The sequence below is a fragment of the Paraburkholderia ribeironis genome, from assembly GCF_900019265.1.
Lineage (GTDB): Bacteria > Pseudomonadota > Gammaproteobacteria > Burkholderiales > Burkholderiaceae > Paraburkholderia > Paraburkholderia ribeironis.
In genome coordinates this window covers 110,442-132,785 of the sequence record NZ_CYGX02000025.1, presented here as the reverse complement: position 1 = coordinate 132,785, position 22,344 = coordinate 110,442, and the positions used below count along the sequence as shown (strand labels likewise).

Genomic DNA, 22,344 nt, shown 5'->3' with positions numbered 1-22,344 from the left:
CACAACCGGCACAACCGGCGCGACTGGCGCGAGCGACCCTGCTGGCACGCCAGCCGACCCGGGGCCGCAAGCGTGCTTCGCGACCCAGAGCCAGGCGCTGCTGCATTGCCTGGAAACCGGCCAGCCGGCCCGCTGGCAACACGCCGGCGCCATCTGGCATTGGAGTTGGCATGACCGCGCGGCTTGACTACCTCTGGCGCTTTTGCGCGACCGGCATGGCCTTCGTGGTGTTCGGTGTGTGCGGGGTGCTGTTTTCGGTGCTGGTGTTTCCGCTCGCGTCGCTGTGGCCGCATCGCGCGTCGCGTCAGCGGGCGGTGGCGAGCGTGATCCACAGTTTTTTTCGCGCGTTGGTCGCGGTGCTGCAGCGTATCGGCGTGATGGAGCTCGACGTGTCGGGCGCGCGGGCGTTGCGCGCGGGCGCTCCGGCGATCGTGGTCGCCAATCACCCGACTTACCTCGACGTGATGGTGCTGTTGTCACTCACGCCGCGCGCCTGTTGCGTCGTCAAGAACGCGCATTGGAGCAACCCGTGCTTCTGGGGCATCGTGCGTTCGGCGGAATACGTCAGCAACGCGGATCCCACGGAGCTGATCGAGGCCGGCGCGCGGCAACTGGCGGCCGGCTACACGATGATCATTTTTCCCGAAGGCACGCGCAGTCCCGCGCCGAATCGGCTGCATGCGTTTTCGCGCGGATTCGCGCATATGGCGTTGAAGGCCGGCGCGCCGATTGTGCCCGTGCTGATGGATTGCGACCCGCCCGCATTCACGCGGCAGATGCGCTGGTACGACGTGCCGGCGCGGGCGTTCCGGATGCGCGTGAACGTGCTCGCGCCGCTCGGCGTCGAGCAGCTCGCGGTCCATGACACGACACCGGCAGTGGCGGCACGCAGCGTGACCAAAGCCGTCGAAGCCCACATTACCCAGCACCTGTTCGATTATGGATTCTTTAAAACTGGAAATTAAACAGCTTCTGATCGAGGCCCTCGATCTCGAAGACCTGAGCCCGGCCGATATCGACGACGATGCCCCGCTGTTCGACACCAACGGCATCGGTCTCGATTCGATCGACGCGCTCGAAATCGGCATCGTGCTGCGCAAACAATACCAACTGACCATCGCAGCGAACGACGAACGCACGCGCGAACATTTCCGCTCGATCAGCACGCTTGCCGCGCTGGTCGCGAGTCAGCGCGAAGCGGCGCACGTTGCGGACGAAATCACAAAAAAGGGGGAATAGACCATGTCCGACGCAGAGATTCTTGACCGTATCCGCGCGATCTTCAAAGAGAACTTCGCCATCGAGCCCGAGCGCGTGACACCCGACGCGCACCTGTTCGAAGACCTCGATCTCGACAGCATCGACGCCGTCGATCTCGCGATCAAGCTGCAGGAAATGACGGGCCGCCGCATCAAGCCGGAAGAATTCAAGTCGGTGCGTACCGTCGGCGACGTGATCGGTGCGGTCGAATCGCTGCTGGCGGCCCAAGGCTGATGCCCATCGCGCGCTCGCGAATGCCAGCGGCTGCGCAGCGGGCCGCGGGGGCCGAGGCCGGCTGTGGGTCTGGCCGTGAATCTGGCTGTGGATCTGGCTGTGAGTCCGGCACCGAGTCTCGCAGCGCCCGCCACTGGAGCAAGACTGTCGTGCAGGCGCTGCTGAAGCTCGCCTATCCCGCGCTGATCCTGTGTGCGTGGCGCTGGGACACGCCGCGCCTCGTCGGCTGCATGCTGTTTGCGATCCTGTGGCTGCAGCGCTGGGCCGGCAGCGGCCCGGTCGCGACTTCGCTACGGCGTCTGTCGGCGCTCGACTGGACCGTGTTCGGTCTGTTGAGCTTCGCATCGGCGGCGATCGTCGTGACGGATAGCGAGCTGCTGTTGCGGCTCTACCCGTCGCTCGTCAATCTAGGCTTGCTGATCGCGTTTGGCGGGACGCTCGTGCGTGGGCCGTCGATGATCGAAAAATTCGCGCGGCTCGGCAATCCGGATCTGCCGCCTGGCGCGGTGCGCCATACGCGGCGCGTGACCCAGGTGTGGTGCGCGTTCTTCGTGCTGAACGGCGCGTTTTCCGCCTATACGGCGCTGTACTGGAGCCGCGCGAACTGGTCGCTGTATAACGGCGCGATTGCCTACGGGCTGATCGGCGTGCTGCTGGTGGCCGAGGTCGTCTGGCGTTATCTGGTCGTGTTGCCGCGCGCCGCGCGTTCGGAGGCGGCATGATCGCGTTGCACGATCTATTGTCGGCGGCTGGTGAGACCGTCATGCTTGCTGCGCCGGTGTGCCGCGACGCTGGCGAGGTGCTCGATCGCGCGGCGTTTCGCGCGCGCGTCGCAGCATGGATCGCACTGCTGCAAACGCGGGCCGCGCAACGCTGCGCGTTGTGCATCGACGATCCGTTCGAGTTCGCGTGTGCCCTCTTCGCGCTCTTCGCGTGCGGCAAGGAGCCGGTGATCCCGGCCAATGCGACGCCGGGTTATCTCGCCGATCTCGCCGATGCCTACGACACCGTGCTGACCGATGCGGACCTGCCGCCGTTCACGTGGTCCGCGAGCGTCGATGCCGCCGCGACGCGCGCAGTGCACCGCGCTCATCCGATCGACCCGCACGCGCCGCTCACGCTCTACACGTCGGGCAGCAGCGGCAGTCCCAAACCCATCCGCAAGACGCTCGCGCAATTCAACGCTGAAGTGCACACGCTCGAAGCGCAGTGGGGCGCGCTGGTCGGCGATGCGACGATGCTCGCGAGCGTGCCGCATCATCACATCTATGGCTTGCTGTTTCGCGTGTTGTGGCCGCTTGCCGCCGGCCGCGCGTTCGACCGCGCGATCAGCCTCGAGCCGCTGCATCTGCAAAGCCGGATCGAGCGATGCGGCGCGACGGTGATCGTCTCGACGCCCGCGCAACTGTCGCGTTGGCCCGCGTTGCCCGGCTTCGCCGCATTGACGCCCGCGCCGCGTGCGTTCTTCTCGTCAGGCGGCCCGCTCGGACTGGAAGCCGCGCAGCGCTATGCCGCGACGTATGGCGCCGCGCCGCTCGAAATCTACGGCAGCACGGAAACCGGTGGCATCGCATGGCGGCGTCAGGATCAGACCGATGCGTGGCAACCGGTGATCGGCATCGAAGTGCGCCGCGACGAAGACGGCGCGCTGAACGTGCGCTCGCCGCATCTCGATCACTCAGGCTGGCACCGCACCGACGACCGCATCTCCTGCGACGAGCATGGCCGCTTCCGACTGCAAGGCCGGCTCGATCGCGTGCTGAAGCTGGACGGCAAGCGCGTGTCGCTGCCCGAACTCGAAGCGCGGCTCGCGCTCCATCCGTACGTCGCACAAGCGGCGATCGTGCCGCTCGAAGGCGCCTCGCGCGAACGCGTCGGCGCAGTGGTCGCGCTGACCGAGGCGGGCAGCGCAGTACTGCGTGACGAAGGCCGCGTGCTGCTCGCGCAAACCCTGCGCCGGCATCTCGCCGACTATTTCGACGCGGTGGTGCTGCCGCGTCATTGGCGTTTCCGTTTGACGCTGCCGTTCGACTCGCGCGGCAAGCTGCCGGTCAGCGCGGTGGCGGCCGTGTTCGAGGCGCGCGCCGAAGGCATGGAAGTGCTGGCCGAAGCGCGCAGCGGCGATACGCTGCACTACGAGTTGCGCGTGCCGCCCACACTGGTGCATTTCGCCGGTCACTTTCCGGGGCTGCCGATCTTGCCGGGCGTGGTGCAGATCGACTGGGCGATGCGTTTGGCCGCCGAGCAGTTGCCGGCCGTGCGCGCGGTGGCGTCGATCGATCGCCTGAAGTTCATGGCGCCCATCACGCCGGGCGCGGTGTTGAAGCTCACGCTGGCGCATGACGCTGCGCGCCGGCGCGTGCAGTTCGCCTACCGGCTCGATGGCCGCGAATGCGCGTCGGGTGTGATCGTCTATCGGGAGCCGGCGTGATGAACTTCGCTCCTTGCATCGTCATTCCGATCTACAACCATAAGGACGCGATCGGCGCGACTGTCGCCAATCTCGCGGTGCAGCGCTTGCCGATCTTCGTCGTCGACGACGGCAGCGATGCTGCGACCCAGCAGGTGCTCGCCGCGCTCGCGCAGCAGTACGCGGGGCAGCTCACGCTGCTGCGTCTGCCGGTCAACGGCGGTAAAGGCGCGGCGGTGATGGCCGGGCTGCGCGCCGCTCGCGACGCGGGCTACACGCACGCATTGCAGATCGACGCCGACGGCCAGCACGACGCCACCGATGTGCCGCGCTTCATCGACGCGGCGCGCGCCGAGCCAGGCGCGGTGATTCTCGGCCGCCCGGTCTACGATGAGAGCGTGCCGAAAGCACGCCTCTACGGCCGCTATTTGACGCACGTGTGGGTGTGGATCGAAACGCTTTCGCTGACGATCCGCGATTCGATGTGCGGCTTCCGTCTCTATCCATTGGCGCTCGCCTGCGAGCTGATCGACAGCGTGGCGCTGCCGACGCGCATGGACTTCGACATCGAGATTCTCGTGCGCCTCCATTGGCGGCGCGCGGCGTTCCGTTCGATTCCGACGCGCGTCACCTATGCCGCCGACGGGCTATCGCATTTCGACGTGCTGTGGGACAACGTGCGGATCAGCCGAAGTCACACGCGGCTCGCGTTCGGCATGCTGTGGCGTCTGCCGATGCTGCTCGCACACAAGGTGATGCCACGCCGCGATGCGCCCGCTGCGGATATGCGCGAACCGGACGAACGCAACGGGCAGCGCGAGCAGCACGAACAGCACGAACGGCACGAACGGCACGAACCGCGCGGCCAGGACTGGTGGCGGATCGCTGAACGCGGCAGTCATCTCGGCATGGCATTGCTCGTGCTCAGTTGCAAGCTGTTCGGCCGCCGCTTCACCGCGCTCTGGCTGCATCCGATCGTCGCGTACTTTTTGCTGACTGGCCGCGCCGCACGCAAAGCGTCGGGCAACTACTTCACGCATCTCGGCGCATCCGCGCCGCACGGCGAGACCCCGCGACCCGGCTGGCTCTCCGCGTATCGCCACATGCTGGCGTTCGCTCAGTCGGGCTTCGACAAGCTCGCCGCATGGTCCGGCCGCGTCGACGACACTGACGTCAAGTTCGAAGATCGTTCGGCGTTCGAAGCATTGATTGCGAGCGGCAAGGGCGCGCTCGTGATCGGCGCGCATCTGGGCAATCTGGAGATGACTCGCGCGCTGGCCGTGCAGGGCGCCCATGCGAAAGTCACCGCGGTCGTCTATACCGAGCACGCGCGCCGCTTCAACAGCGTGCTGGCGTCGGCCAACAGCGAGTTCGCGCGACATCTGCTCGAAATCGGCGACTTCGGACCCGAGACCGCGATGATGATGCAGGAGCGTGTCGATGCCGGCGAGTTGCTGGTGATCGTCGGCGACCGCGTGCCGGCGCACGAAGCGGGTCGCACGACCGACGCGCATTTTCTCGGCGTGCGCGCGCCGTTCGCCCAAGGCCCCTATGTGCTCGCGCATGCGCTCGGCTGTCCGGTCTATCTGTTCTTCTGCCTGAAAGAGCGCGACGGCTACCGGCTGTATTTCGAGCCGTTCGCCGAGCGCATCGAGTTGCCGCGCCGCGAACGCGCGCAGCATCTCGCCGCGTGGGCGCAACGTTATGCGGCGCGTCTCGAACACTATTGCCGCAAGGCACCTTATCAATGGTTCAACTTCTTCGATTTCTGGGCCGGCTCCAAGCGAGGCGCGAATGGCCGAACATGATCTGAGCGACACGCGTCGCATTGGCGCGAGCGCGCAGCCGACGGTGCATGCGCATGCGCCAGCGGTCGTGATCGGCGCGCGCCGACTGACGATCGAAGAGGTCGTCGCGATCGCGCAGCACGGCGCGCCGGTCGCATTGAGCGACGACCCGGCGTGGCGCGCACGCATCCAGCGCGGCGCGGATTTCCTGCGCCGGCAACTGGCCGCGGGCGCCACCGTGTACGGCGTCAACACGGGCTATGGCGACGCCTGCGTGGTCGACGTGCCGATGGAACTGGTCGAGGCATTGCCGCTGCAACTGACGCGTTATCACGGCTGCGGCATGGGCCAGTATCTCGACGACGCGCAAACGCTCGCGGTGATCGCCGCGCGGCTCAATTCGCTCGCGTACGGTTTTTCCGGCGTGCGTCCGGTGCTGCTCGAGCGTCTTGCCGTGCTGATCAATCGTCGCGTGTTGCCGCGGATTCCGTCCGAAGGCTCGGTCGGCGCGAGTGGCGATCTGACGCCGCTGTCGTACGTGGCAGCGGCGCTCGCGGGTGAGCGTGACGTGCAGTTCGAAGGCGCATTGCGCGAGGTGCGCGAAGTGTGGACCGAACTCGGTCTCGCGCCGCTCACGCTCGCGCCGAAAGAAGGTCTCGCGCTGATGAACGGCACCGCGGTGATGACGGGACTCGCCTGTCTCGCCTTTGCGCGTGCCGATCATCTGACGCGGCTCGCCGCGCGTCTCACGGCGCTGTCGACTGTGGCGCTCGACGGCCGCGCCGCGCATTTCGACGCGACCCTGTTCGAGGTGAAGCCGCACGCGGGCCAGGCCGAGGCGGCCGCATGGATTCGCGACGATCTGGCCGGCCGCGACGATACGCCGGGGCATCGTTTGCAAGACCGCTATTCGATTCGCTGCGCGCCGCACGTCATCGGCGTGGCGCGCGACGCGTTGACGTGGGTGCGCCGCGATATCGAGAACGAACTGAACAGCGCCAACGACAATCCGCTGATCGATCCGGACAACGAAAGAATTCTGCACGGCGGCAACTTCTATGGCGGCCATATCGCGTTCGCGATGGATGCGCTGAAGGTCGCGCTCGCCAATCTCGCCGATCTGATGGACCGGCAGCTCGCGCTGCTGGTCGACGTGAATTTCAACAACGGCTTGCCGCGCAATCTGTCGGGCGCCGCGCCCGCACGCGCCGCGATCAATCATGGCTTCAAGGCCGTGCAGATTTCCTCATCCGCGTGGACCGCCGAAGCGCTGAAGCACACGATGCCCGCGAGCGTCTTTTCCCGCTCGACCGAGGCGCATAATCAGGACAAGGTCAGCATGGGCACGATCGCCGCGCGTGACTGTCTGCGCGTGCTGGAATTGACCGCGCAGGTGGCCGCCGCGCACACGCTGGCGACGGTGCAGGCCGTGCGTTTGCGGCTGCGGATCGACAGCGCGACACCGGTTCCCGCACCGCTGCAAAGATTCATCGATGCCGTGAGCGCACAGTCGCCGTTCGTCGATGAGGACCGCGCGCTGGAGCGCGAGCTGCGAGCGTTGACCGCGCGCATTGCCGATTGCGAATTGCTTGACGACTATCGCGGGGGACCACGCGCATGAGTAGGGCTGCCAAAGTGCTCAGCGCGAGCGCGACCGTCGAAGTGGCGTTTCACGACGTCGACGCGATGAACATATGCTGGCACGGCAATTATCTGAAGTACTTCGAGACCGGCCGCGCGGCGCTGCTGCGCACCTTCGATTACGACTATCGCGAGATGCAGGCGTCGGGCTATCTGTGGCCGATCGTCGAGGCCCATCTGAAGTATGTGCGGCCGGCCGTCTACGGTCAGCAACTCGACGTGCGCACGACACTGCTCGAATACGAGAACCGCCTGAAAATAAGCTATGAAATTGTCGATTGCGCATCCGGCGAGCGGCTGACCAAGGGGTATACGATCCAGGTCGCCATCGATGCCGCCACTCAGGAATTGCAGTTCGTGTCGCCACCGGTCGTGTTCGACAAGCTGGAGCGTGTATGGAGCCGATGAATTGGCGCACGGCGATGGTTGGTGTGATCGGTGCGATCAGCGTGGCCGGCGTGGCCGCATGGCCCGCCTCGCCAGCATGGGCAGCGGCAACGGCAACTGCGGCAAGCGCGACCGCTGCAACTACTGTTGCAACTACCGCTGCAACTACTGTTGCAACTACCGCTGCAACTACGGCCGCAACCACCGGCGACTCCTCCGCACTGGTCTCGCAGATCGCCGCGCACCTTGCACAGCCCAAAGGCGTGCGCGCGCAATTCACGCAGACGCAGACGCTCGCCGCGATGAAGCAGCCGCTCGTCAGCAGCGGCGCGTTGCTGTTCTTGCGCGAGCGCGGCGTGATCTGGCAGATCGACACGCCGTACAAAGCGACTTATGTCATTACCGACGCAGGCGTCGCGGAGCTCAACGCTGACGGCCAACGCGTGAGCGCCAACAGTGCCCACAACGCGCAAGGCACGCGCGGCGTCGCGCAGGTCTCGAAGATGATGCGCGCGATGCTCGGCGGCGATCTGTCGGCGCTGTATTCGCAGTTCGATGTGCACGCGGAGGGCAGCGCCGCACAATGGCGCATGCGGCTCACGCCGAACCAGCCGCAGCTCGCGCAGTCAATCAAGGGACTGGAGATGGATGGCGGTGCCTATCTGCAACGCTTGCGCATCACGCTGGCGAACGGCGACGTCACGAAGCTTGACTTCGCGAAGAGCGTGGCCGTCAGCGAACCGACGCCGGCTGAACGCAGCCTGCTCGGAGCGCCGTAATGGACGTGCCGGACGTGCCGGACGTGCCGGACATGCCGCAGCAGTGGTCCGCGAAACGGGCATGGGGCGTGCGCGCCGCGTGGCTGCTGCTCGCGCTGGTCGCGGCGCTGTATTGCGGCTGGCGTTTCGCGCAGTCATCGCCGTTGCAGACCAATCTGCTCGCGCTGCTGCCCGCCACCGAGGCGGACCCGGTCGCCGAACGGGCGGTTGACACGCTCGCGAGCGCGCTCGGCGATCGCACGGTGTTGCTCGTCACGAGCAACGACGACACGCACGCGAAAGCGGCGGCGAGGCAGCTTGGCGCGTCGCTGCAAAAGAGCGGCGCGTTCGGCTCGGTGACGGCGGAGTTGCCGCCGTTCGATCTGGCGCAGATCGCGGCGTTATACATGCCGTACCGCTTTGGTCTGCTGGCGCCGGCAGATCGCGCGGCACTCGCGGGCGGCGCGTCGGGCGCGAGCTTGCACGATATGCTGATGCAGCGCATCTACAGTCCGCTACGCGGCGGCCTGACCACGCCGCTCGCCGACGATCCGTTCGGCTGGCTCGAACGCTGGCTGGCCGGCCTGCCGCTCGCGACGTCGAATCTCGAGGTCGAAGACAACCTGCTGGTCGCGCATCGCGGCGCCGCGACCAGCGTGCTGATCGTCGCGACGTTGCCGGGCTCGGCCTACGAAACGAAAACGCAGCACGCGGTGCTCGCGGCGCTCGCGCAAGGCGAAAGCGCGTTGCGCGACGCGTTCCCCGACGTCTCGGTGGCGCGCACCGGCGCGGTGTTCTACGCCGAATCGGCGCGCAGTGCGTCCGAACGTGAAGTGCATCTGATCGGCATCGCCTCGTTGTGCGGGATTGCGCTGCTGATGATGTGGGTATTCCGTTCGCCGCGTCTGTTGCTGCTCGGCTTCGTGTCGACGGCGCTCGGCATCGTCTGCGCGCTCGCCGCGACGTTGCTGGTGTTCGGCAAGCTGCATCTGTTGACGCTGGTGTTCGGCGCGAGCCTGATCGGCGAGGCGGTCGATTATTCGATTCAATACTTCGTCGTGTATCTCGGCGCGCAGCGCGATTGGGACGCGTGGCGCGGCGCGCGCACCGTGCGGCCCGCGTTGGCGGTCGCGTTGACGACGAGCCTGCTCGGCTACGCGATCCTGATGTGGGTACCGTTTCCCGCCCTCAAGCAGATCGCGTGTTTCGCGATGGTGGGCATCACGACGGCGTTCGCGTCCGTGATGTGGCTGCTGCCTGCGCTGCTCACGCGCGCACCGAAGCGCAGCCAGCGACGCCTGTTTGCACGCGCGGCGCGCGTGCTGACGCTGCGGCATCGCGCGATCGGCGGCCGGCGCGCGTGGTGGGTCGCGGCGTTGCTGCTGATCGCCGCGCTTCCCGGCTGGTTGCGGCTAACCAGCGACGATGACATCCATCTGCTGATCCAGCGCGATGCATCGCTCGTTGCGCAAGAGGACACGGTGCGAAAAGCGGTGGGCGTCGACAACAGCGCGCAGTTTTTCGTCGTGCGCGGTGCGACGCCGGAGGCGGTGCTGCAACGCGCCGAGGCGCTCGGCGCGAAACTGGATGCATTGAACGGCACGGCGAACGGCGTCGGCGGCTATCAGTCGGTTGCGCAATTCGTGCCGTCCGCGAAGCAGCAAGGCGACGACCGTGCGCTGCTCGCGCGCCAGGTCTTCGCCGACTCCGCCGCATTGCGCGCGTCGCTGCTGCAGGCGGGCTTCAAGGACGAAGTCGCCGATGCCTGGCTCGCCGCGTACGCGAAACCGCACCCGCCGCTTTCCATCGACCGTTGGCTGGCCGCGCCGTGGTCGCAGCCGTACCGGCATCTGTGGCTCGGCGAAGTGGACCCGGCCACGCAAGCGTATGCGGCCGTCGTGATTCCGCAGGGCGTGACGCCGCGCAACGAGCCCGCGCTGATTGCGCTCGCGCACGGCGTGCCGGGCGTCGTGTTCGTCGACAAGGCCGCCAGCGTGTCGAAGCTGTTCGGCGCGTATCGCGTGGATAGCGGCTGGTGGCTCGGCGGCGCGCTCGCGCTGGTGCTCGCGTTGCTGATGGTGCGCTATGGAGCGCGCGGCGGCATCTTCGTGACGTTGCCGGTGCTGCTCGCGGTGGGCGTCACGCTCGCGGTGTTCGGCTATGCCCGCGTGCCGCTCAATCTGTTCAACTGGCTCGCGTTGATGCTGGTGCTCGGCGTCGGCGCAAACTATGCGGTGTTTCTGCGCGAAGGGTGTCTGCGCGCGGATGCGGATCTCGGCGCGGTGTGGACCGGCGTGCTGCTGTCGGCGGCCACCACGCTGTTGTCGTTTGGCATGCTCGGCATGAGCGCGATGCCCGCGCTCAAAAGCTTCGGCGCAACGCTCGCGCTCGGCATTGCGATCGCGGTGCTGCTCGCGCCGATCGGCATGCCATCGGAATCACGGAGGGCAGCATGAAAGCGCCATCAGTTTATTTGCACGCGCTCGGCATGATCAATGCGCTCGGCGGCGACCTCGAACAGATCGTGCCGGCACTCGCCGCGACTCACGCGCCCGGCATGGCGCTCGTGCACACGGGGATCGGCGACGCGTTCGTCGGCAGCGTGCGCGCGCCGCTGGAACTGGCGCCGCCCGCCGAGCTCGCACGTTACGACTGCCGCAACAACCGCCTGCTGCTCGCCGCGCTCGCGCAGATCGCACCGGCCATCGAGGCCGCCCGCGAGCGCTATGGCGCCCATCGGATCGGCGTGGTGCTCGGCACCAGCACGTCGGGTATCGAAGCCGCCGAATTTGCGTTCGTCTACCAGGCGCAAGCGGGCGAACTGCCCGACAACTTCAACTACCGGCAGATGGAAATCGGCACGGCTGCGCCGTTCGCGGCCGCCGCGCTCGGCGTGCAAGGCCCGGCGTTTACGATCTCGACCGCTTGCACGTCGAGCGCGAAAGCGTTTGCGTCGGCACGCCGGCTGCTGCAACTGCACCTGTGCGATGCCGTGGTGGTGGGCGGCGTCGATTCGTTGTGCGAATTGACAGTGCAGGGCTTTGCGTCGCTCGAATCGACCAGCGGCGTGCGCACCAATCCGATGAGCCGCAATCGTTGCGGGATCAATGTCGGCGAAGGCGCGGCCGTGTTCCTGATGAGCCGCGACGAAGCGGCGGTGCGGCTCGCGGGCCTCGGCGAATCGAGCGACGCGCATCACATTTCGGCGCCCGATCCGCAGGGCGTCGGCGGCGAACTCGCGTTGCGCGACGCGCTCGCCGATGCGGGCATCGCACCGTCGGCGCTCGGCTACGTGAATCTGCACGCCACCGCCACGCTCAAGAACGACGAGATGGAAGCGAGGCTGATGGCGCGGGTCTTTCCCGACGGCGTGCCGACTAGTGGCACCAAGCCGCTGACCGGGCACCAGCTCGGCGCGGCGGGCGCCACCGAACTCGGCTTCGCATGGCTCGCGCTCGCACGCGGTGACGTGCCGCTGCTGCGTCATCTGTGGGACGGCGAGGCCGATCCCGCGTTGCCGGCGCTGGACCTGGTGCAAAGCGAACGCTTTTTGCCACGCGCCGCCGGTGAGCAATACGTGATGAGCAACTCGTTCGCTTTTGGCGGCAGCAATGTCAGTTTGATCCTCGCCCGGTGACGCACGTGACGAATTCCATACCGACCATCCAGCACCTCGCGCGGCAACCGATCGAAGCGATCATCCCGCATCGCGGCACCGTGCTGCTGATCGATGCCATCGACACGTTCAGCGACGACGCGCTCACCGCGCATGCCACCGTCGACGCCCACGCGTGGTACGCCGATACTGCGGGCGCGATGCCCGCATGGATCGGCATCGAACTGATGGCGCAGGCGATTGCCGCGCACGTCGCGTTGCTGGCGATGCGCGGCGGCGGTTGTGCGCGGCTCGGTGTGCTGCTCGGCTCGCGCAGCTACAAGGCGTTGCAGCCGGCCTTCGCCAGCGGCGCGTGCCTGCTGATCCGCGTGACCGAATTCCTGCGTAGTGAAGAAGGTCACGGCGCGTACGAATGTACGATCCACGATGGCGATGTGTGTTGCGCCGAGGCCGTCGTCAAGATTTTTCAGCCGCCCGATTTTCAGTCATTCATCGAAGGGAGTGTCAGTTCATGAGCCGGCGAGTTCTCGTTACCGGCGCAAGCCGCGGCATCGGCCGCGCGATTGCGTACCAGTTGGCCGCCGACGGCTTCGCAGTCTCCGTGCATTGCCGCACGGGACGCGCCGAAGCCGACGCGGTTGCGACGGGCATCGCCGCGCAAGGCGGGCTCGCACGCGTACTGCAATTCGACGTGCGCGAGCGCGCCGCGTGTCGTGAGGTGCTCGAAGCGGATGTCGCCGCGCACGGCCCGTATTACGGCATCGTCTGCAGCGCGGGCGTGACCCGCGACGCCGCATTTCCCGCGCTCACCGAAGAAGATTGGGACATCGTGATCGAGACCGGTCTGGACGCGTTCTACAACGTCGTTCATCCGTTGACCATGCCGATGGTGCGCACCCGCAAGGGCGGGCGCATCGTCACGATCGCGTCGGTGTCCGGCGTGATGGGCAATCGCGGCCAGGTCAACTACAGCGCCGCAAAGGCCGGGCTGATCGGCGCGACCAAGGCGCTCGCGGTCGAACTGGCGACGCGCAACATCACGGTCAATTGCGTCGCGCCGGGCCTGATCGAAACCGGCATGCTGGATCAGATGCCGCTCGAACAGGCGCTCAAGACGGTACCGATGAACCGCGTCGGCCAGCCGGCCGAGGTCGCGTCGGTGGTCAGCTTCCTGATGTCGGATGCGGCCTCGTATGTGACGCGCCAGGTGATCGGCGTGAATGGCGGGATGGCCTGATGAAGCGCGTCGTCATTACCGGCATGGGCGGCGTCACCGCATTGGGCGATAGCTGGGATGCGATCGAAGCGCGCCTGCGGCGCGGCGAGAATGCGGTGCGGCGCATGCCCGAGTGGGATTACTTCGAATCGCTGCATACGCGGCTCGCGTGCCCGCTGCCGGAGTTCATCACGCCGGCGCACTATCCGCGCAAGAAGACTCGCTCGATGGGCCCGGTGTCGTTGTATTCGGTGCGCGCGAGCGAACTGGCGCTCGCCGACGCGGGCCTCGCCGACGACCCGCACATCGGTGATGGCCGGATGGGTGTCGCGTACGGCTCGTCGTCGGGTTCGGTGGAACCGATCCGCGCGTTCGGCACGATGCTCGAAACCGGCGCGATGACCAATGTCACGTCGAACAGCTACGTGCAGATGATGCCGCACACCACGGCGGTCAACGTCAGCCTGTTCTGGGATCTGAAAGGGCGCATCATTCCGACCTCGTGCGCATGCGCGTCGGGCAGTCAGGCGATCGGCTACGCGTACGAAACGATCCAGACCGGCAAGCAGACGCTGATGCTGGCGGGCGGCGCGGAAGAACTGTCGGGCCCGGCGGTCGCGGTGTTCGATACGCTGTACGCCACCAGCACGCGCAACGACGCACCGCATCTCACGCCGCGCCCATTCGATGCCGCGCGTGACGGCCTCGTGGTCGGCGAAGGCGCGGCCACGCTGGTGCTCGAAGAATACGAGCACGCGTTGGCGCGCGGCGCGCGCATTCATGCGGAGATCGTCGGTTTCGGCTGCAATTCGGATGGCGCGCACATGACCCAGCCGACCGCCGGCACGATGGCGGTCGCGATGCAACTCGCGCTGCGCGATGCGCAACTGCCGCCCGAGGCGATCGCGTACGTGAACGCGCATGGCACGTCGACCGATCGCGGTGACATCGCCGAAAGCGAGGCGACCGCGCTGACCTTTGGCGCGCGCATGCCGATCAGCTCGCTCAAGAGCTACGTGGGGCATACGCTCGGCGCGTGCGGCGCGCTCGAAGCGTGGTGGACCATCGAGATGATGAAGCGCAACTGGTACGCGCCCACGCTGAATCTCGAGCACGTCGATCCGGCCTGCGCGCCGCTCGACTATATCGTGGGCACAGGGCGCGAGATCGACGCCGAACATGTGATGAGCAACAACTTCGCGTTCGGCGGCATCAATACGTCGCTGATCTTCAGGCGCGTTCGATGAGCGTCGCGCTGCAACGCGTGGTCGTCACCGGCATGGGTATCGTGTCGTGTCTCGGCAATACGCTCGACGATGTGTCCGCCGCATTGCGCGCGGGCCGCTCGCGCATCGAGCGGGTCGATGCGTGGCGCGAGCGCGGTTTTGCGTCGCAAGTGGCGGGCGTCGCGTCGGTCGCGCACGAGCCGCCGTTCGAGCGCAAGCTCGAACGCTTCATGGGCGACACCGCGCGCTTTGCGTGCCACGCCGCGCGCCAGGCGATCAGCGACGCCGGACTCGCGTCCCACGCGTTGCGTTCGCCGCACGCGGGCGTGGTGATCGGCTCGGGCGTCGGCGCGATGTCGAGTTACGACGCGGCGCTCGCGATCGCAGAGGCGCGCGGCGTCGACAAGGTGCCGCCGTACACGGTGCCGCACGCGATGAGCAGCACCGCGTCGGCCAATGTCGCTCAGGTGTTCGGGCTCGAAGGAGTCAGCTATTCGCCGTCGTCGGCCTGCACGACCTCGGCGCTCGCGATCGGCCAGGCGATGCAGTTGATCCAGACCGGCCGCCAGCAGATCGTGCTGGCTGGCGGCAGCGAAGCGCTGCACGACAACATGACGCTGATGTTCGACGCGATGGGTGCGTTGTCGCGCGGCTTCAACGACATGCCGCAACGCGCATCGCGTCCGTATGACACGCAGCGCGACGGCTTCGTGATTGCCTCCGGTGGCGGCGTGCTGGTGCTCGAAGCGCTCGATCATGCGTTGGCGCGCGGTGCGCGCATCTATGCCGAGCTGAGCGGATTTGGCGATTGCACGGACAGCGCCGGCATGGTCGCGCCGCGGGCGGCGGGTATCGCGCGGGCGATGCGCGGCGCGCTGGGTCAGGCGCGGCGGCGTCCCGACTACATCAACACGCACGCACCGTCGACGCCGCTTGGCGACCTCGAGGAATTGCGCGCGTTGAATGAGGTGTTCGGCAACGCGTCCGGTCGTCGCGTGCCGGCGTTTTCGTCGACCAAAGGCATGACCGGGCATTCGCTCGGTGCGTGCGGCGCGCATGAGGCGATCTACACGCTACTGATGATGCGCGACGGGTTCATCGCGGGCACTGAGAATGTCGGCGCGCCGGAGCCGCAAGTGCATGACATGCCGCTCGTGCGCATGACACGCGATGCGCGTATCGACGCGGCGATGTCGGTGTCGTTCGGGTTCGGCGGCAGTTGCGCGAGCCTGATGTTCGAAGCATGGCAGGGTGGCTGAAACGGCCGCAACTTTAACAACAACCGGGGTGATAAGAATGAAAAAGGCTTGTGTACTGGGTGCGTTCGCGGCGGTCGTGTTGACGCAGGCGGGTTGCGCCACGCAGGTGAAGTCGCTGCCGCTCGCGGCGACGGGTGGTCAGTCGCGCGGCGACGTGCGGGTTTATTTCGGCAACCAGGACCATCCGGCGGTGAAGAGCCATGTCGGGGAGGTGTCGTATTCGGTGCGGATCGCGCGCAAGGTCGCGAGTCCCGAGGACGCGTGCCACCAGGCGCTCGCCGAAGCGGTGCGCAAGCTGCGCGACGCGGCGCGCGAGCGCAACGCGAATGCGGTGGTCGATGTGTCGACGCGCTTTCATAGCAACGAAACCAGTTCGTCGACCGACTTCACGTGCGGCGTGAGTCCGAGCGCCGCCGCGCTTGCGGTGCGTGGGCAACTCGTCGTGCTGGAAGGGAACTGAGTTGCAGCGCGGCGGCAATGAGACGGCAACGGGCCGGCAACGCAGCGAACCGGCAACGCAGCCCGCGGCCGACGCGCATTGACGGTCACGCATGGTGGTTCAGTTTTGCAACGTAGTAGCCCTTTAACCGGCCTTGACCGCCGCGACATTGACCAGCGTCTCACGACGCTTGCCAGGGCGCGGACGATACAGACCGAGCCGCTCGAGCAGACCGAAGTCTTTCGCGCGGCTCCACCACAGGTAAGGCAGCGAGACGTTGCGCTGGCTGAAGCTGAAGCCGCCGCGCCGGAGCATGTCGAGGTAGCCGTCAGCGCTCTTTTGCACCTGCATCGGATGACGGAACAGCAGTCGGATCACCCACGACTTGATGTACGCATCGGTCGATTCGGCGAACAGCAGGATGCCGCCCGGTTTGAGTACGCGGCGGAACTCGGCGAGCGCACGCTCCTGCTCGACGAGATGATGAAAGGTTTGATGGCAGAACACGATATCGGCGCAGGCGTCGGGCAGCGGCAGCTTCGCGCAGTCGCCGTGCAGCAGTTCGATATCGGCAAGCGAATCGCGGCAGGCGTTGGCCGCGTGCGCGGCAAGCGCTAGCGACGGCGCGTGGAAATCGACGCCGACGATGCGGCGCGGCTTGAACGCGTTGGCGAGCAGGCGAAACGACTTGCCTTGCCCGCAACCGGCGTCGACGATCAAGGGCGCATCGGGCAGCGGCGCATCGGGCAGCGGCGCATCGGGCAGCGGCGCATCGATCAGGCGTTTGAGGTCGTTGATCGCGACTCGCAGCACATGATGCTCCCACGTGTGGGTGCGCAGGAACCAGATGCCGAAGGCCGTCTCCGGTACGAAGGGCACACTGGATGTTTCGGATGACGACACGATGCATTCCCCACGAAATATTGTTCTTGCTGTCAGAGGCATGATTGTAACGAGAAGTCAGGTTGCGGCATTGCGCTGCGCCGGGTATTCAACCGATTGAGGCAAATTTGAATCAACTTTCGTCAAAGCGCACGTCCGTCGACGTCGCGATCATCGGGGCAGGTCCGGCTGGCGCGGTTGCCGCCGCGTTGCTGCGCAAGGCGGGCCGTTCGGTGCTGGTGCTAGAGCGCCAGCATTTTCCGCGCTTTTCCATCGGCGAGAGCCTGCTGCCGCAAAGCATGGCCTATCTCGAAGAGGCTGGCATGCTGCAGGCGGTGGTCGAAGCCGGTTTCCAGCACAAGAACGGCGCGCACTTCGTCTATCGCGACCAGGCGTCGTCGTTCGATTTCCGTGACAAGCATTCGGCGGGATGGGGCACCACCTATCAGGTCGAGCGCGCGGTGTTCGACGACATCCTGATCCGCTGTGCGGCCGCGCAAGGCGCCGAGGTGCGCTTCGGTCACACGGTGCAGGCGGTGCACACGGGGGCCGCGCCGCTTGTCGACGTGCTCGATGAGGCCGACCACGCGTATCAGATCGAAGCGCGCTTCGTGCTGGACGCGAGCGGCTTTGGGCGCGTGCTGCCGCGCCTGCTGAATCTCGAAACGCCGACGCGGATGCCGACGCACGCCGCGCTCTTCACCCATGTTCGCGATGGCCTTCCGGCCGAGGCGAGCGATCGCAACAAGATCTGCATAGCGACGCATCCGCAGCGCCGCGACGTGTGGTTCTGGATGATTCCGCTGGCGGGCGGCCGTTCGTCGGTGGGATGCGTCGCCGAGGCCAGCTTCCTCGACGTGCCGGAAGCGGAGCGCGATGCGACCTTGCAGGCGCTGATCCAGCAGGAGCCGACGCTGAACCGGCTGATCGGCGGTGCGCCGTTCCTGATGCCGGTGCGCCGGATCGGCGGCTACGCGGCCAACGTCGAGCGTCTGCATGGGCCGGGTTACGCGCTGCTCGGCAACGCCGGCGAATTTCTCGATCCGGTGTTCTCGTCCGGCGTGACGATCGCGTTGCGCTCGGCGCATCTCGCGGCGCAGACCTTGAACCGGCAACTGGACGGCCAGGTGGTCGACTGGTCCGCGGATTATGACGTGCCGTTGCGCAAGGGCATCGACACGTTTCGCGCGTTCGTCGAGCGCTGGTACACCGGCGAGTTGCAGGACATCATCTACTACCCGGACCAGATGCCGTCGATCCGGCGCATGATCAGCGCGGTGCTGGCGGGCTACGCGTGGGATGAATCGAATCCGTATGTCGCCGATCCGGTCAGGCGGCTCAATGCGCTGCATGAGGTGTGCAAGCAGCAGTAGATGGACCGGATGGCGGGATGCGGGTTGCTGCCCATCAAGGGCAAATAAAAAGCCGGTGCTTCTTCACGATCGAAGCGCCGGCTTTTCGTTTCAGCCGCGGGAGCCGGATCGATTCACGATCAGGCCGCGATCCTCCCGACCCGCGACGCAAGCTGCCTCACGTCGTTGCGACGATGCACCCGCTTGCCGGCCGCATATGTTTCGTACACCGCACGATCGTCGCCGAGCAGCGCAAACGCGAACAGCAGCTCCTCCAGCGACTCGGTGCGCGCAGTGCGGCGCGCGAGCAGCGGCGTCGCCTGCGGGTCGAGCACGACGAAATCCGCTTCCGAGTTCGGCTGCAACGTGCCGACCTGGTCTGCCAGATCGAGCGCTTCGGCCGCGCCGGCGGTCGCCAGATAGAACATCCGCGTGGCCGTCAGATGATGGCCGGTCAGACGCGCAACCTTGTGCGCTTCGTTCATGGTCTGCAGCATCGAGAACGACGTGCCGCCACCGACGTCGGTGGCCAGCGCGACCGGCATGCCCGCTTCTTCTGCCTTGTCGAAGTCGAACAGGCCGCTGCCAAGAAACAGGTTCGAGGTCGGGCAATGCGACGCGACCGTGCCGGTCTGTGCCATGCGTCTGCGGTCTTCGTCGTCGAGGTAAATGCAGTGACCATACACCGCGCGACGGCGCAGCAGGCCATAGTGATCGTAGATGTCCAGGTAGCTGCGGTGGCCCGGAAACAGATCGGCGACCCACTTCACTTCGTCGGTGTTCTCCGCGACGTGGCTCTGGATGAACACGTCCGGGTGCTGGCGCGCCAGCAGCCCGCACGCTTCGAGCTGCGCTTCGGTCGAGGTCGGTGCAAAGCGCGGCGTGAGCGCGTACAGCTGGCGGCCGCGATTGTGCCAGCGGCCGATCAGCTCGGCGCTATCGTCGTAGCCCGATTGCGCGGTGTCGCGCAGGAACTCGGGGCAGTTGCGGTCCATCAGCACCTTGCCCGCGATCATTCGCAGATTGCGCGCTTCGCTCTCGGTGAAGAAGGCGTCGGCGGATTCCTTGTGGACCGTGCAGTACACGAGCGCGGTGGTGGTGCCGCACGCGAGCAGCTCGTCGACGAAAAACCTCGCCGTGTCGCGCGCATAAGCCGGGTCGGTGAAGCGGCGCTCGGTGGGGAACGTGTAGGTGTCGAGCCACGGCAGCAGACCCGGCGCGGGCGACGCGATCATGTCCGTTTGCGGATAGTGAATGTGCGTGTCGATGAAACCCGGCACGATCAGCTTGTCGCGCATCTCCTGCACCGGCGTGCCTGGCGCGAGCCGCGACGCGAGCGCCGCGTACGCGCCCGCCGCGACCACATGGCCGTCCTCGACGATCAGCAAGCCGTCCTCGTTGAAGACCGCCGCATTCTGCGATTTCGCGGGGTCGCCGTTGAAGGTCAGCAGTTGCGCGCGGAACGCCTGGGTCGATTGGGCCGTGGTGGCCGGGTTAGCCGGGTTAGCCGATTGAGTCATGAAAACCGTCTCCGAAGATGAAAAGCTGGGCGGCGCGGCCGAGGGTTTTCTATTCCGCGTGTGCTCGAAGCAACGCTCGAACCACCCCCGGAACCACCTTTAGAACCAACCGGTGCCGCCGCCGGCTGCCGATATCCCGGCACTGTCAGTGCGGACCGCCTTGATGCCAGTGAGCGTCGAGCTTCGCGATCAGTTCGCGGCGCTCGTCGGGCGTGACAAACGACGCTTCGAAGCCGTTACGGATGATCGTGTAGACCTCGGCATCGTTGAGCTTCAATGCGTCGATGGTGGCGAGATAATTGGCGTTCACATAGCCACCGAAATAGGCCGGATCGTCGGAATTCACCGTCACCGCGACGCCGTGATCGAGCAGGTCCTTCAGCGTGTGTTTGGTCAAATCGTCGAACAGGCAGAGCTTCAGGTTCGACAGCGGGCAAACGGTCAAGGCGACGCGCGTATCGGCCAGACGCGCGACCAGCGCCGGATCCTCGATGCTGCGCACGCCGTGATCGACGCGATCCACCTTCAACAGATCTAGCGCTTCGTAGATGTACGAGGGCGGGCCTTCCTCGCCCGCATGCGCGACGAGTTTCAGGCCGAGCGCGCGTGCTTTCGCGAAGACGCGCTCGAACTTCGAAGGCGGATGGCCGCGCTCCGACGAATCGAGACCGACGCCGATCAGCCGATGCTGGTACTGCTCGAACAGCGGCAGCGCTTCGTCGAAGGTGGCGAGCGCGTCCTCTTCGGACAGATGGCGCAGGAAGCACAGGATCAGCTTGCTCGACATGCCGCGCCGTTCGGCATCGGCGAGCGCGCGTTCGATGCCGGCCACCACGGTCGCGATCGGCACGCCGCGTTCGGTGTGCGTCTGCGGATCGAAGAAGATCTCGCTGTGGATCACGTTGTCGGCCAGACACCGTTCGACATACGCCATCGTCATGTCGTAGAAGTCCTGCTCGTGCAGCAGCACGCTCGCGCCGGCGTAGTAGATGTCGAGAAACGATTGCAGATCGGTGAACGCGTACGCGGCGCGCAGCGCTTCGATCGACTCGTAGGCGAGCTTCACGCCGTTGCGCTTGGCGAGCGCGAAAATCAGTTCGGGTTCGAGCGAGCCTTCGATATGAATATGCAGCTCGGCCTTCGGTGCCCGCGCGGTTTTATCGGCGAGCGGCGTGGGGGTAGCGGTCGTTGTGTTCATGGTCGTCGATGAGTTTATTGGAGTTGGTTCGCGCCGCACGCAATCGGTATCGGCCGCGCGGCGATACAGCACAAGCCGTTGCCGTGCGTCACACCGTTTGTGTCGAGCGGCGCGTGCCCGCGTTCGCCTCGACGGCCCGCAGCAGTTGCGCAGCCGCCGAGATCGCGATGACCTCCGGCGACTTGTCGACGATCCCGTCGATGCCGAGCGGACACTTCATCCGCGCGATCCGCGCCGGATCGATGCCGCGCGCCGCGAGCCGGTGTTCGAACTGCTTGCGCTTGGTGTGCGAGCCGATCATGCCGAAGAACGCGAAGTCGCCGCGTCGCAGAATGCGCTCGGCCAACTCGAGATCGCGCGCATGGTTGTGGGTCATCACGATGAAGTATGTGTTCGGCGCGGCCGCGTCGATCGCTTCGTCGGGCGCGTCGTTCGGATCGAGCTGGACGTTCGGCGCGTGCAGCGATTCCGCGGGCGGAAACTGCGCGTCGCGTTCGTCGACCCAGCGCACCGTGCACGGCAGCGTGGCCAGCACGCGCACCAGCGCGGCACCCACATGGCCGGCGCCGAACAGCACGACTGCGAACTCGCCCGGCGCGATGGTCTCGGTGAGCAGCGCGCCGCTGTCGTCGAAACCGGCGCCGTCCCACAGCAGACAGTCGGCGGCATCGACGCCCGGCTCGGGGTCGGACAGCATCACCGCATCCGGTGCGGGGCCGAATGATACGCTACGCACGGTCGATTGGCCTGCGGCGAGGCGCTTCGCGAGCGACGCGATCCAGCCGAGGTCGCCGATGTCGAGACGCTCGAACGCGAGAATCACCGCGCCGCCGCAGCATTGACCCAGGCTCGGGCCGAGCGCGAAGCGCTCGAGGCGCCGCATGTGCGGCGAGCGCATGCCGTCGCGCAGCACCTGGCGCGCGGTCTCGATCGCTTTCCACTCGAGGTGGCCGCCACCGATCGTATGCTTGGCCGAATCGCGCGTGACGATCATCCGGGTGCCGGCTTCGCGGGGGGCCGAACCTTCGACGCGGGCGACCGTCACCAGCACGGCGGCATCGCCGTGTGCGAGCAATTGTTGCAGGTCAGGCAGCCAGGCTTGCATCCGGCGGTTCTCCTTGTGTGGCCGCGCGGGGTGCCCGCGCGGCCGGTTGCGTTG

Annotated in this window: 21 protein-coding genes and 1 pseudogene; 18 read left to right on the top strand and 4 right to left on the bottom strand. The window is 66.5% G+C overall.

Annotation, left to right across the window (positions count from 1 at the left end; genetic code table 11):
• The 17 genes and pseudogenes from BN2475_RS35480 to BN2475_RS12300 form a co-directional block, all read left to right on the top strand.
• Nucleotides 1-187: pseudogene (locus BN2475_RS35480) on the top strand (beta-ketoacyl synthase chain length factor); the annotation flags it as partial.
• Nucleotides 171-965: a lysophospholipid acyltransferase family protein gene (locus BN2475_RS12375; protein WP_094779804.1), complete on the top strand. Its 795-nt coding sequence runs from the start codon at nt 171-173 to the stop codon at nt 963-965. The pseudogene BN2475_RS35480 and the gene BN2475_RS12375, both read left to right, overlap by 17 nt.
• Entirely contained in the window at nt 940-1,239 is a 300-nt protein-coding gene (locus BN2475_RS12370) for a phosphopantetheine-binding protein (protein WP_094779803.1), read from the top strand. The genes BN2475_RS12375 and BN2475_RS12370 overlap by 26 nt, the downstream gene beginning before the upstream one ends.
• 3 nt (nt 1,240-1,242) lie before the next feature.
• The gene (locus BN2475_RS12365; protein ID WP_094779802.1) at nt 1,243-1,494 is read left to right on the top strand and encodes an acyl carrier protein; all 252 of its coding nucleotides are present in this window, start codon (nt 1,243-1,245) and stop codon (nt 1,492-1,494) included.
• Nucleotides 1,494-2,216, top strand: coding sequence for a COG4648 family protein (locus BN2475_RS12360; RefSeq protein ID WP_094779801.1), 723 nt, complete (start codon nt 1,494-1,496; stop codon nt 2,214-2,216). Before BN2475_RS12365 ends, BN2475_RS12360 begins: the two co-directional genes overlap by 1 nt.
• On the top strand, nt 2,213-3,925 hold the full coding sequence (locus BN2475_RS12355; protein ID WP_094779800.1) for an ApeI family dehydratase: 1,713 nt from the start codon (nt 2,213-2,215) through the stop codon (nt 3,923-3,925). Before BN2475_RS12360 ends, BN2475_RS12355 begins: the two co-directional genes overlap by 4 nt.
• Entirely contained in the window at nt 3,925-5,712 is a 1,788-nt protein-coding gene (locus tag BN2475_RS12350; protein WP_094779799.1) for a glycosyltransferase family 2 protein, read from the top strand. Before BN2475_RS12355 ends, BN2475_RS12350 begins: the two co-directional genes overlap by 1 nt.
• The gene (locus tag BN2475_RS12345) at nt 5,699-7,312 is read left to right on the top strand and encodes an HAL/PAL/TAL family ammonia-lyase (RefSeq protein WP_094779798.1); all 1,614 of its coding nucleotides are present in this window, start codon (nt 5,699-5,701) and stop codon (nt 7,310-7,312) included. The genes BN2475_RS12350 and BN2475_RS12345 overlap by 14 nt, the downstream gene beginning before the upstream one ends.
• On the top strand, nt 7,309-7,740 hold the full coding sequence (locus tag BN2475_RS12340) for an acyl-CoA thioesterase (RefSeq protein WP_094779797.1): 432 nt from the start codon (nt 7,309-7,311) through the stop codon (nt 7,738-7,740). The genes BN2475_RS12345 and BN2475_RS12340 overlap by 4 nt, the downstream gene beginning before the upstream one ends.
• Nucleotides 7,728-8,498, top strand: coding sequence for an outer membrane lipoprotein carrier protein LolA (locus tag BN2475_RS12335; RefSeq protein WP_245841290.1), 771 nt, complete (start codon nt 7,728-7,730; stop codon nt 8,496-8,498). Before BN2475_RS12340 ends, BN2475_RS12335 begins: the two co-directional genes overlap by 13 nt.
• The gene (locus tag BN2475_RS12330) at nt 8,498-10,933 is read left to right on the top strand and encodes an MMPL family transporter (RefSeq protein ID WP_094779796.1); all 2,436 of its coding nucleotides are present in this window, start codon (nt 8,498-8,500) and stop codon (nt 10,931-10,933) included. The genes BN2475_RS12335 and BN2475_RS12330 overlap by 1 nt, the downstream gene beginning before the upstream one ends.
• Nucleotides 10,930-12,114, top strand: coding sequence for a beta-ketoacyl-[acyl-carrier-protein] synthase family protein (locus tag BN2475_RS12325; RefSeq protein ID WP_094779795.1), 1,185 nt, complete (start codon nt 10,930-10,932; stop codon nt 12,112-12,114). Before BN2475_RS12330 ends, BN2475_RS12325 begins: the two co-directional genes overlap by 4 nt.
• A gap of 5 nt (nt 12,115-12,119) precedes the next feature.
• Nucleotides 12,120-12,608: a hotdog family protein gene (locus BN2475_RS12320; RefSeq protein WP_094779870.1), complete on the top strand. Its 489-nt coding sequence runs from the start codon at nt 12,120-12,122 to the stop codon at nt 12,606-12,608.
• Nucleotides 12,605-13,330, top strand: coding sequence for a 3-ketoacyl-ACP reductase FabG2 (locus BN2475_RS12315; RefSeq protein WP_094779794.1), 726 nt, complete (start codon nt 12,605-12,607; stop codon nt 13,328-13,330). Before BN2475_RS12320 ends, BN2475_RS12315 begins: the two co-directional genes overlap by 4 nt.
• The gene (locus BN2475_RS12310) at nt 13,330-14,556 is read left to right on the top strand and encodes a beta-ketoacyl-ACP synthase (RefSeq protein ID WP_094779793.1); all 1,227 of its coding nucleotides are present in this window, start codon (nt 13,330-13,332) and stop codon (nt 14,554-14,556) included. Before BN2475_RS12315 ends, BN2475_RS12310 begins: the two co-directional genes overlap by 1 nt.
• Entirely contained in the window at nt 14,553-15,794 is a 1,242-nt protein-coding gene (locus BN2475_RS12305; RefSeq protein ID WP_094779792.1) for a beta-ketoacyl synthase N-terminal-like domain-containing protein, read from the top strand. The genes BN2475_RS12310 and BN2475_RS12305 overlap by 4 nt, the downstream gene beginning before the upstream one ends.
• 37 nt (nt 15,795-15,831) lie before the next feature.
• Nucleotides 15,832-16,254: a YbjQ family protein gene (locus BN2475_RS12300; RefSeq protein WP_094779791.1), complete on the top strand. Its 423-nt coding sequence runs from the start codon at nt 15,832-15,834 to the stop codon at nt 16,252-16,254.
• A gap of 123 nt (nt 16,255-16,377) precedes the next feature.
• On the opposite strand, the gene BN2475_RS12295 is transcribed toward BN2475_RS12300, so the two are convergent.
• Nucleotides 16,378-17,136, bottom strand: coding sequence for a class I SAM-dependent methyltransferase (locus tag BN2475_RS12295; RefSeq protein ID WP_094779790.1), 759 nt, complete (start codon nt 17,134-17,136; stop codon nt 16,378-16,380).
• A 107-nt stretch (nt 17,137-17,243) separates the two neighbouring features.
• Here BN2475_RS12295 and BN2475_RS12290 point away from each other — a divergent pair, with 107 nt between their 5' ends.
• On the top strand, nt 17,244-18,488 hold the full coding sequence (locus BN2475_RS12290) for an NAD(P)/FAD-dependent oxidoreductase (RefSeq protein WP_094779789.1): 1,245 nt from the start codon (nt 17,244-17,246) through the stop codon (nt 18,486-18,488).
• 119 nt (nt 18,489-18,607) lie between these two features.
• Here BN2475_RS12290 and guaD read toward each other — a convergent pair whose 3' ends face one another.
• From guaD to xdhC, 3 genes are all read right to left on the bottom strand, one after another.
• The gene (gene guaD / locus BN2475_RS12285; RefSeq protein ID WP_094779788.1) at nt 18,608-19,987 is read right to left on the bottom strand and encodes a guanine deaminase; all 1,380 of its coding nucleotides are present in this window, start codon (nt 19,985-19,987) and stop codon (nt 18,608-18,610) included.
• A gap of 145 nt (nt 19,988-20,132) precedes the next feature.
• A complete protein-coding gene (locus BN2475_RS12280; RefSeq protein ID WP_094779787.1) occupies nt 20,133-21,185 on the bottom strand; it encodes an adenosine deaminase in 1,053 nt (350 codons plus the stop codon).
• Nucleotides 21,186-21,273: 88 nt separating this feature from the next.
• The gene (gene xdhC, locus BN2475_RS12275) at nt 21,274-22,290 is read right to left on the bottom strand and encodes a xanthine dehydrogenase accessory protein XdhC (protein WP_094779786.1); all 1,017 of its coding nucleotides are present in this window, start codon (nt 22,288-22,290) and stop codon (nt 21,274-21,276) included.
• Nucleotides 22,291-22,344 lie beyond the last annotated feature (54 nt).

Coding starts and splice junctions, on each gene's coding strand:
- BN2475_RS12375 (WP_094779804.1), top strand. CDS start 171: ATGACCGCGCGGCTTGACTACCTCTGGCGCTTTTGCGCGACCGGCATG.
- BN2475_RS12370 (WP_094779803.1), top strand. CDS start 940: ATGGATTCTTTAAAACTGGAAATTAAACAGCTTCTGATCGAGGCCCTC.
- BN2475_RS12365 (WP_094779802.1), top strand. CDS start 1,243: ATGTCCGACGCAGAGATTCTTGACCGTATCCGCGCGATCTTCAAAGAG.
- BN2475_RS12360 (WP_094779801.1), top strand. CDS start 1,494: ATGCCCATCGCGCGCTCGCGAATGCCAGCGGCTGCGCAGCGGGCCGCG.
- BN2475_RS12355 (WP_094779800.1), top strand. CDS start 2,213: ATGATCGCGTTGCACGATCTATTGTCGGCGGCTGGTGAGACCGTCATG.
- BN2475_RS12350 (WP_094779799.1), top strand. CDS start 3,925: ATGAACTTCGCTCCTTGCATCGTCATTCCGATCTACAACCATAAGGAC.
- BN2475_RS12345 (WP_094779798.1), top strand. CDS start 5,699: ATGGCCGAACATGATCTGAGCGACACGCGTCGCATTGGCGCGAGCGCG.
- BN2475_RS12340 (WP_094779797.1), top strand. CDS start 7,309: ATGAGTAGGGCTGCCAAAGTGCTCAGCGCGAGCGCGACCGTCGAAGTG.
- BN2475_RS12335 (WP_245841290.1), top strand. CDS start 7,728: ATGGAGCCGATGAATTGGCGCACGGCGATGGTTGGTGTGATCGGTGCG.
- BN2475_RS12330 (WP_094779796.1), top strand. CDS start 8,498: ATGGACGTGCCGGACGTGCCGGACGTGCCGGACATGCCGCAGCAGTGG.
- BN2475_RS12325 (WP_094779795.1), top strand. CDS start 10,930: ATGAAAGCGCCATCAGTTTATTTGCACGCGCTCGGCATGATCAATGCG.
- BN2475_RS12315 (WP_094779794.1), top strand. CDS start 12,605: ATGAGCCGGCGAGTTCTCGTTACCGGCGCAAGCCGCGGCATCGGCCGC.
- BN2475_RS12310 (WP_094779793.1), top strand. CDS start 13,330: ATGAAGCGCGTCGTCATTACCGGCATGGGCGGCGTCACCGCATTGGGC.
- BN2475_RS12305 (WP_094779792.1), top strand. CDS start 14,553: ATGAGCGTCGCGCTGCAACGCGTGGTCGTCACCGGCATGGGTATCGTG.
- BN2475_RS12300 (WP_094779791.1), top strand. CDS start 15,832: ATGAAAAAGGCTTGTGTACTGGGTGCGTTCGCGGCGGTCGTGTTGACG.
- guaD (WP_094779788.1), bottom strand. CDS start 19,987: ATGACTCAATCGGCTAACCCGGCTAACCCGGCCACCACGGCCCAATCG.
- BN2475_RS12280 (WP_094779787.1), bottom strand. CDS start 21,185: ATGAACACAACGACCGCTACCCCCACGCCGCTCGCCGATAAAACCGCG.
- xdhC (WP_094779786.1), bottom strand. CDS start 22,290: ATGCAAGCCTGGCTGCCTGACCTGCAACAATTGCTCGCACACGGCGAT.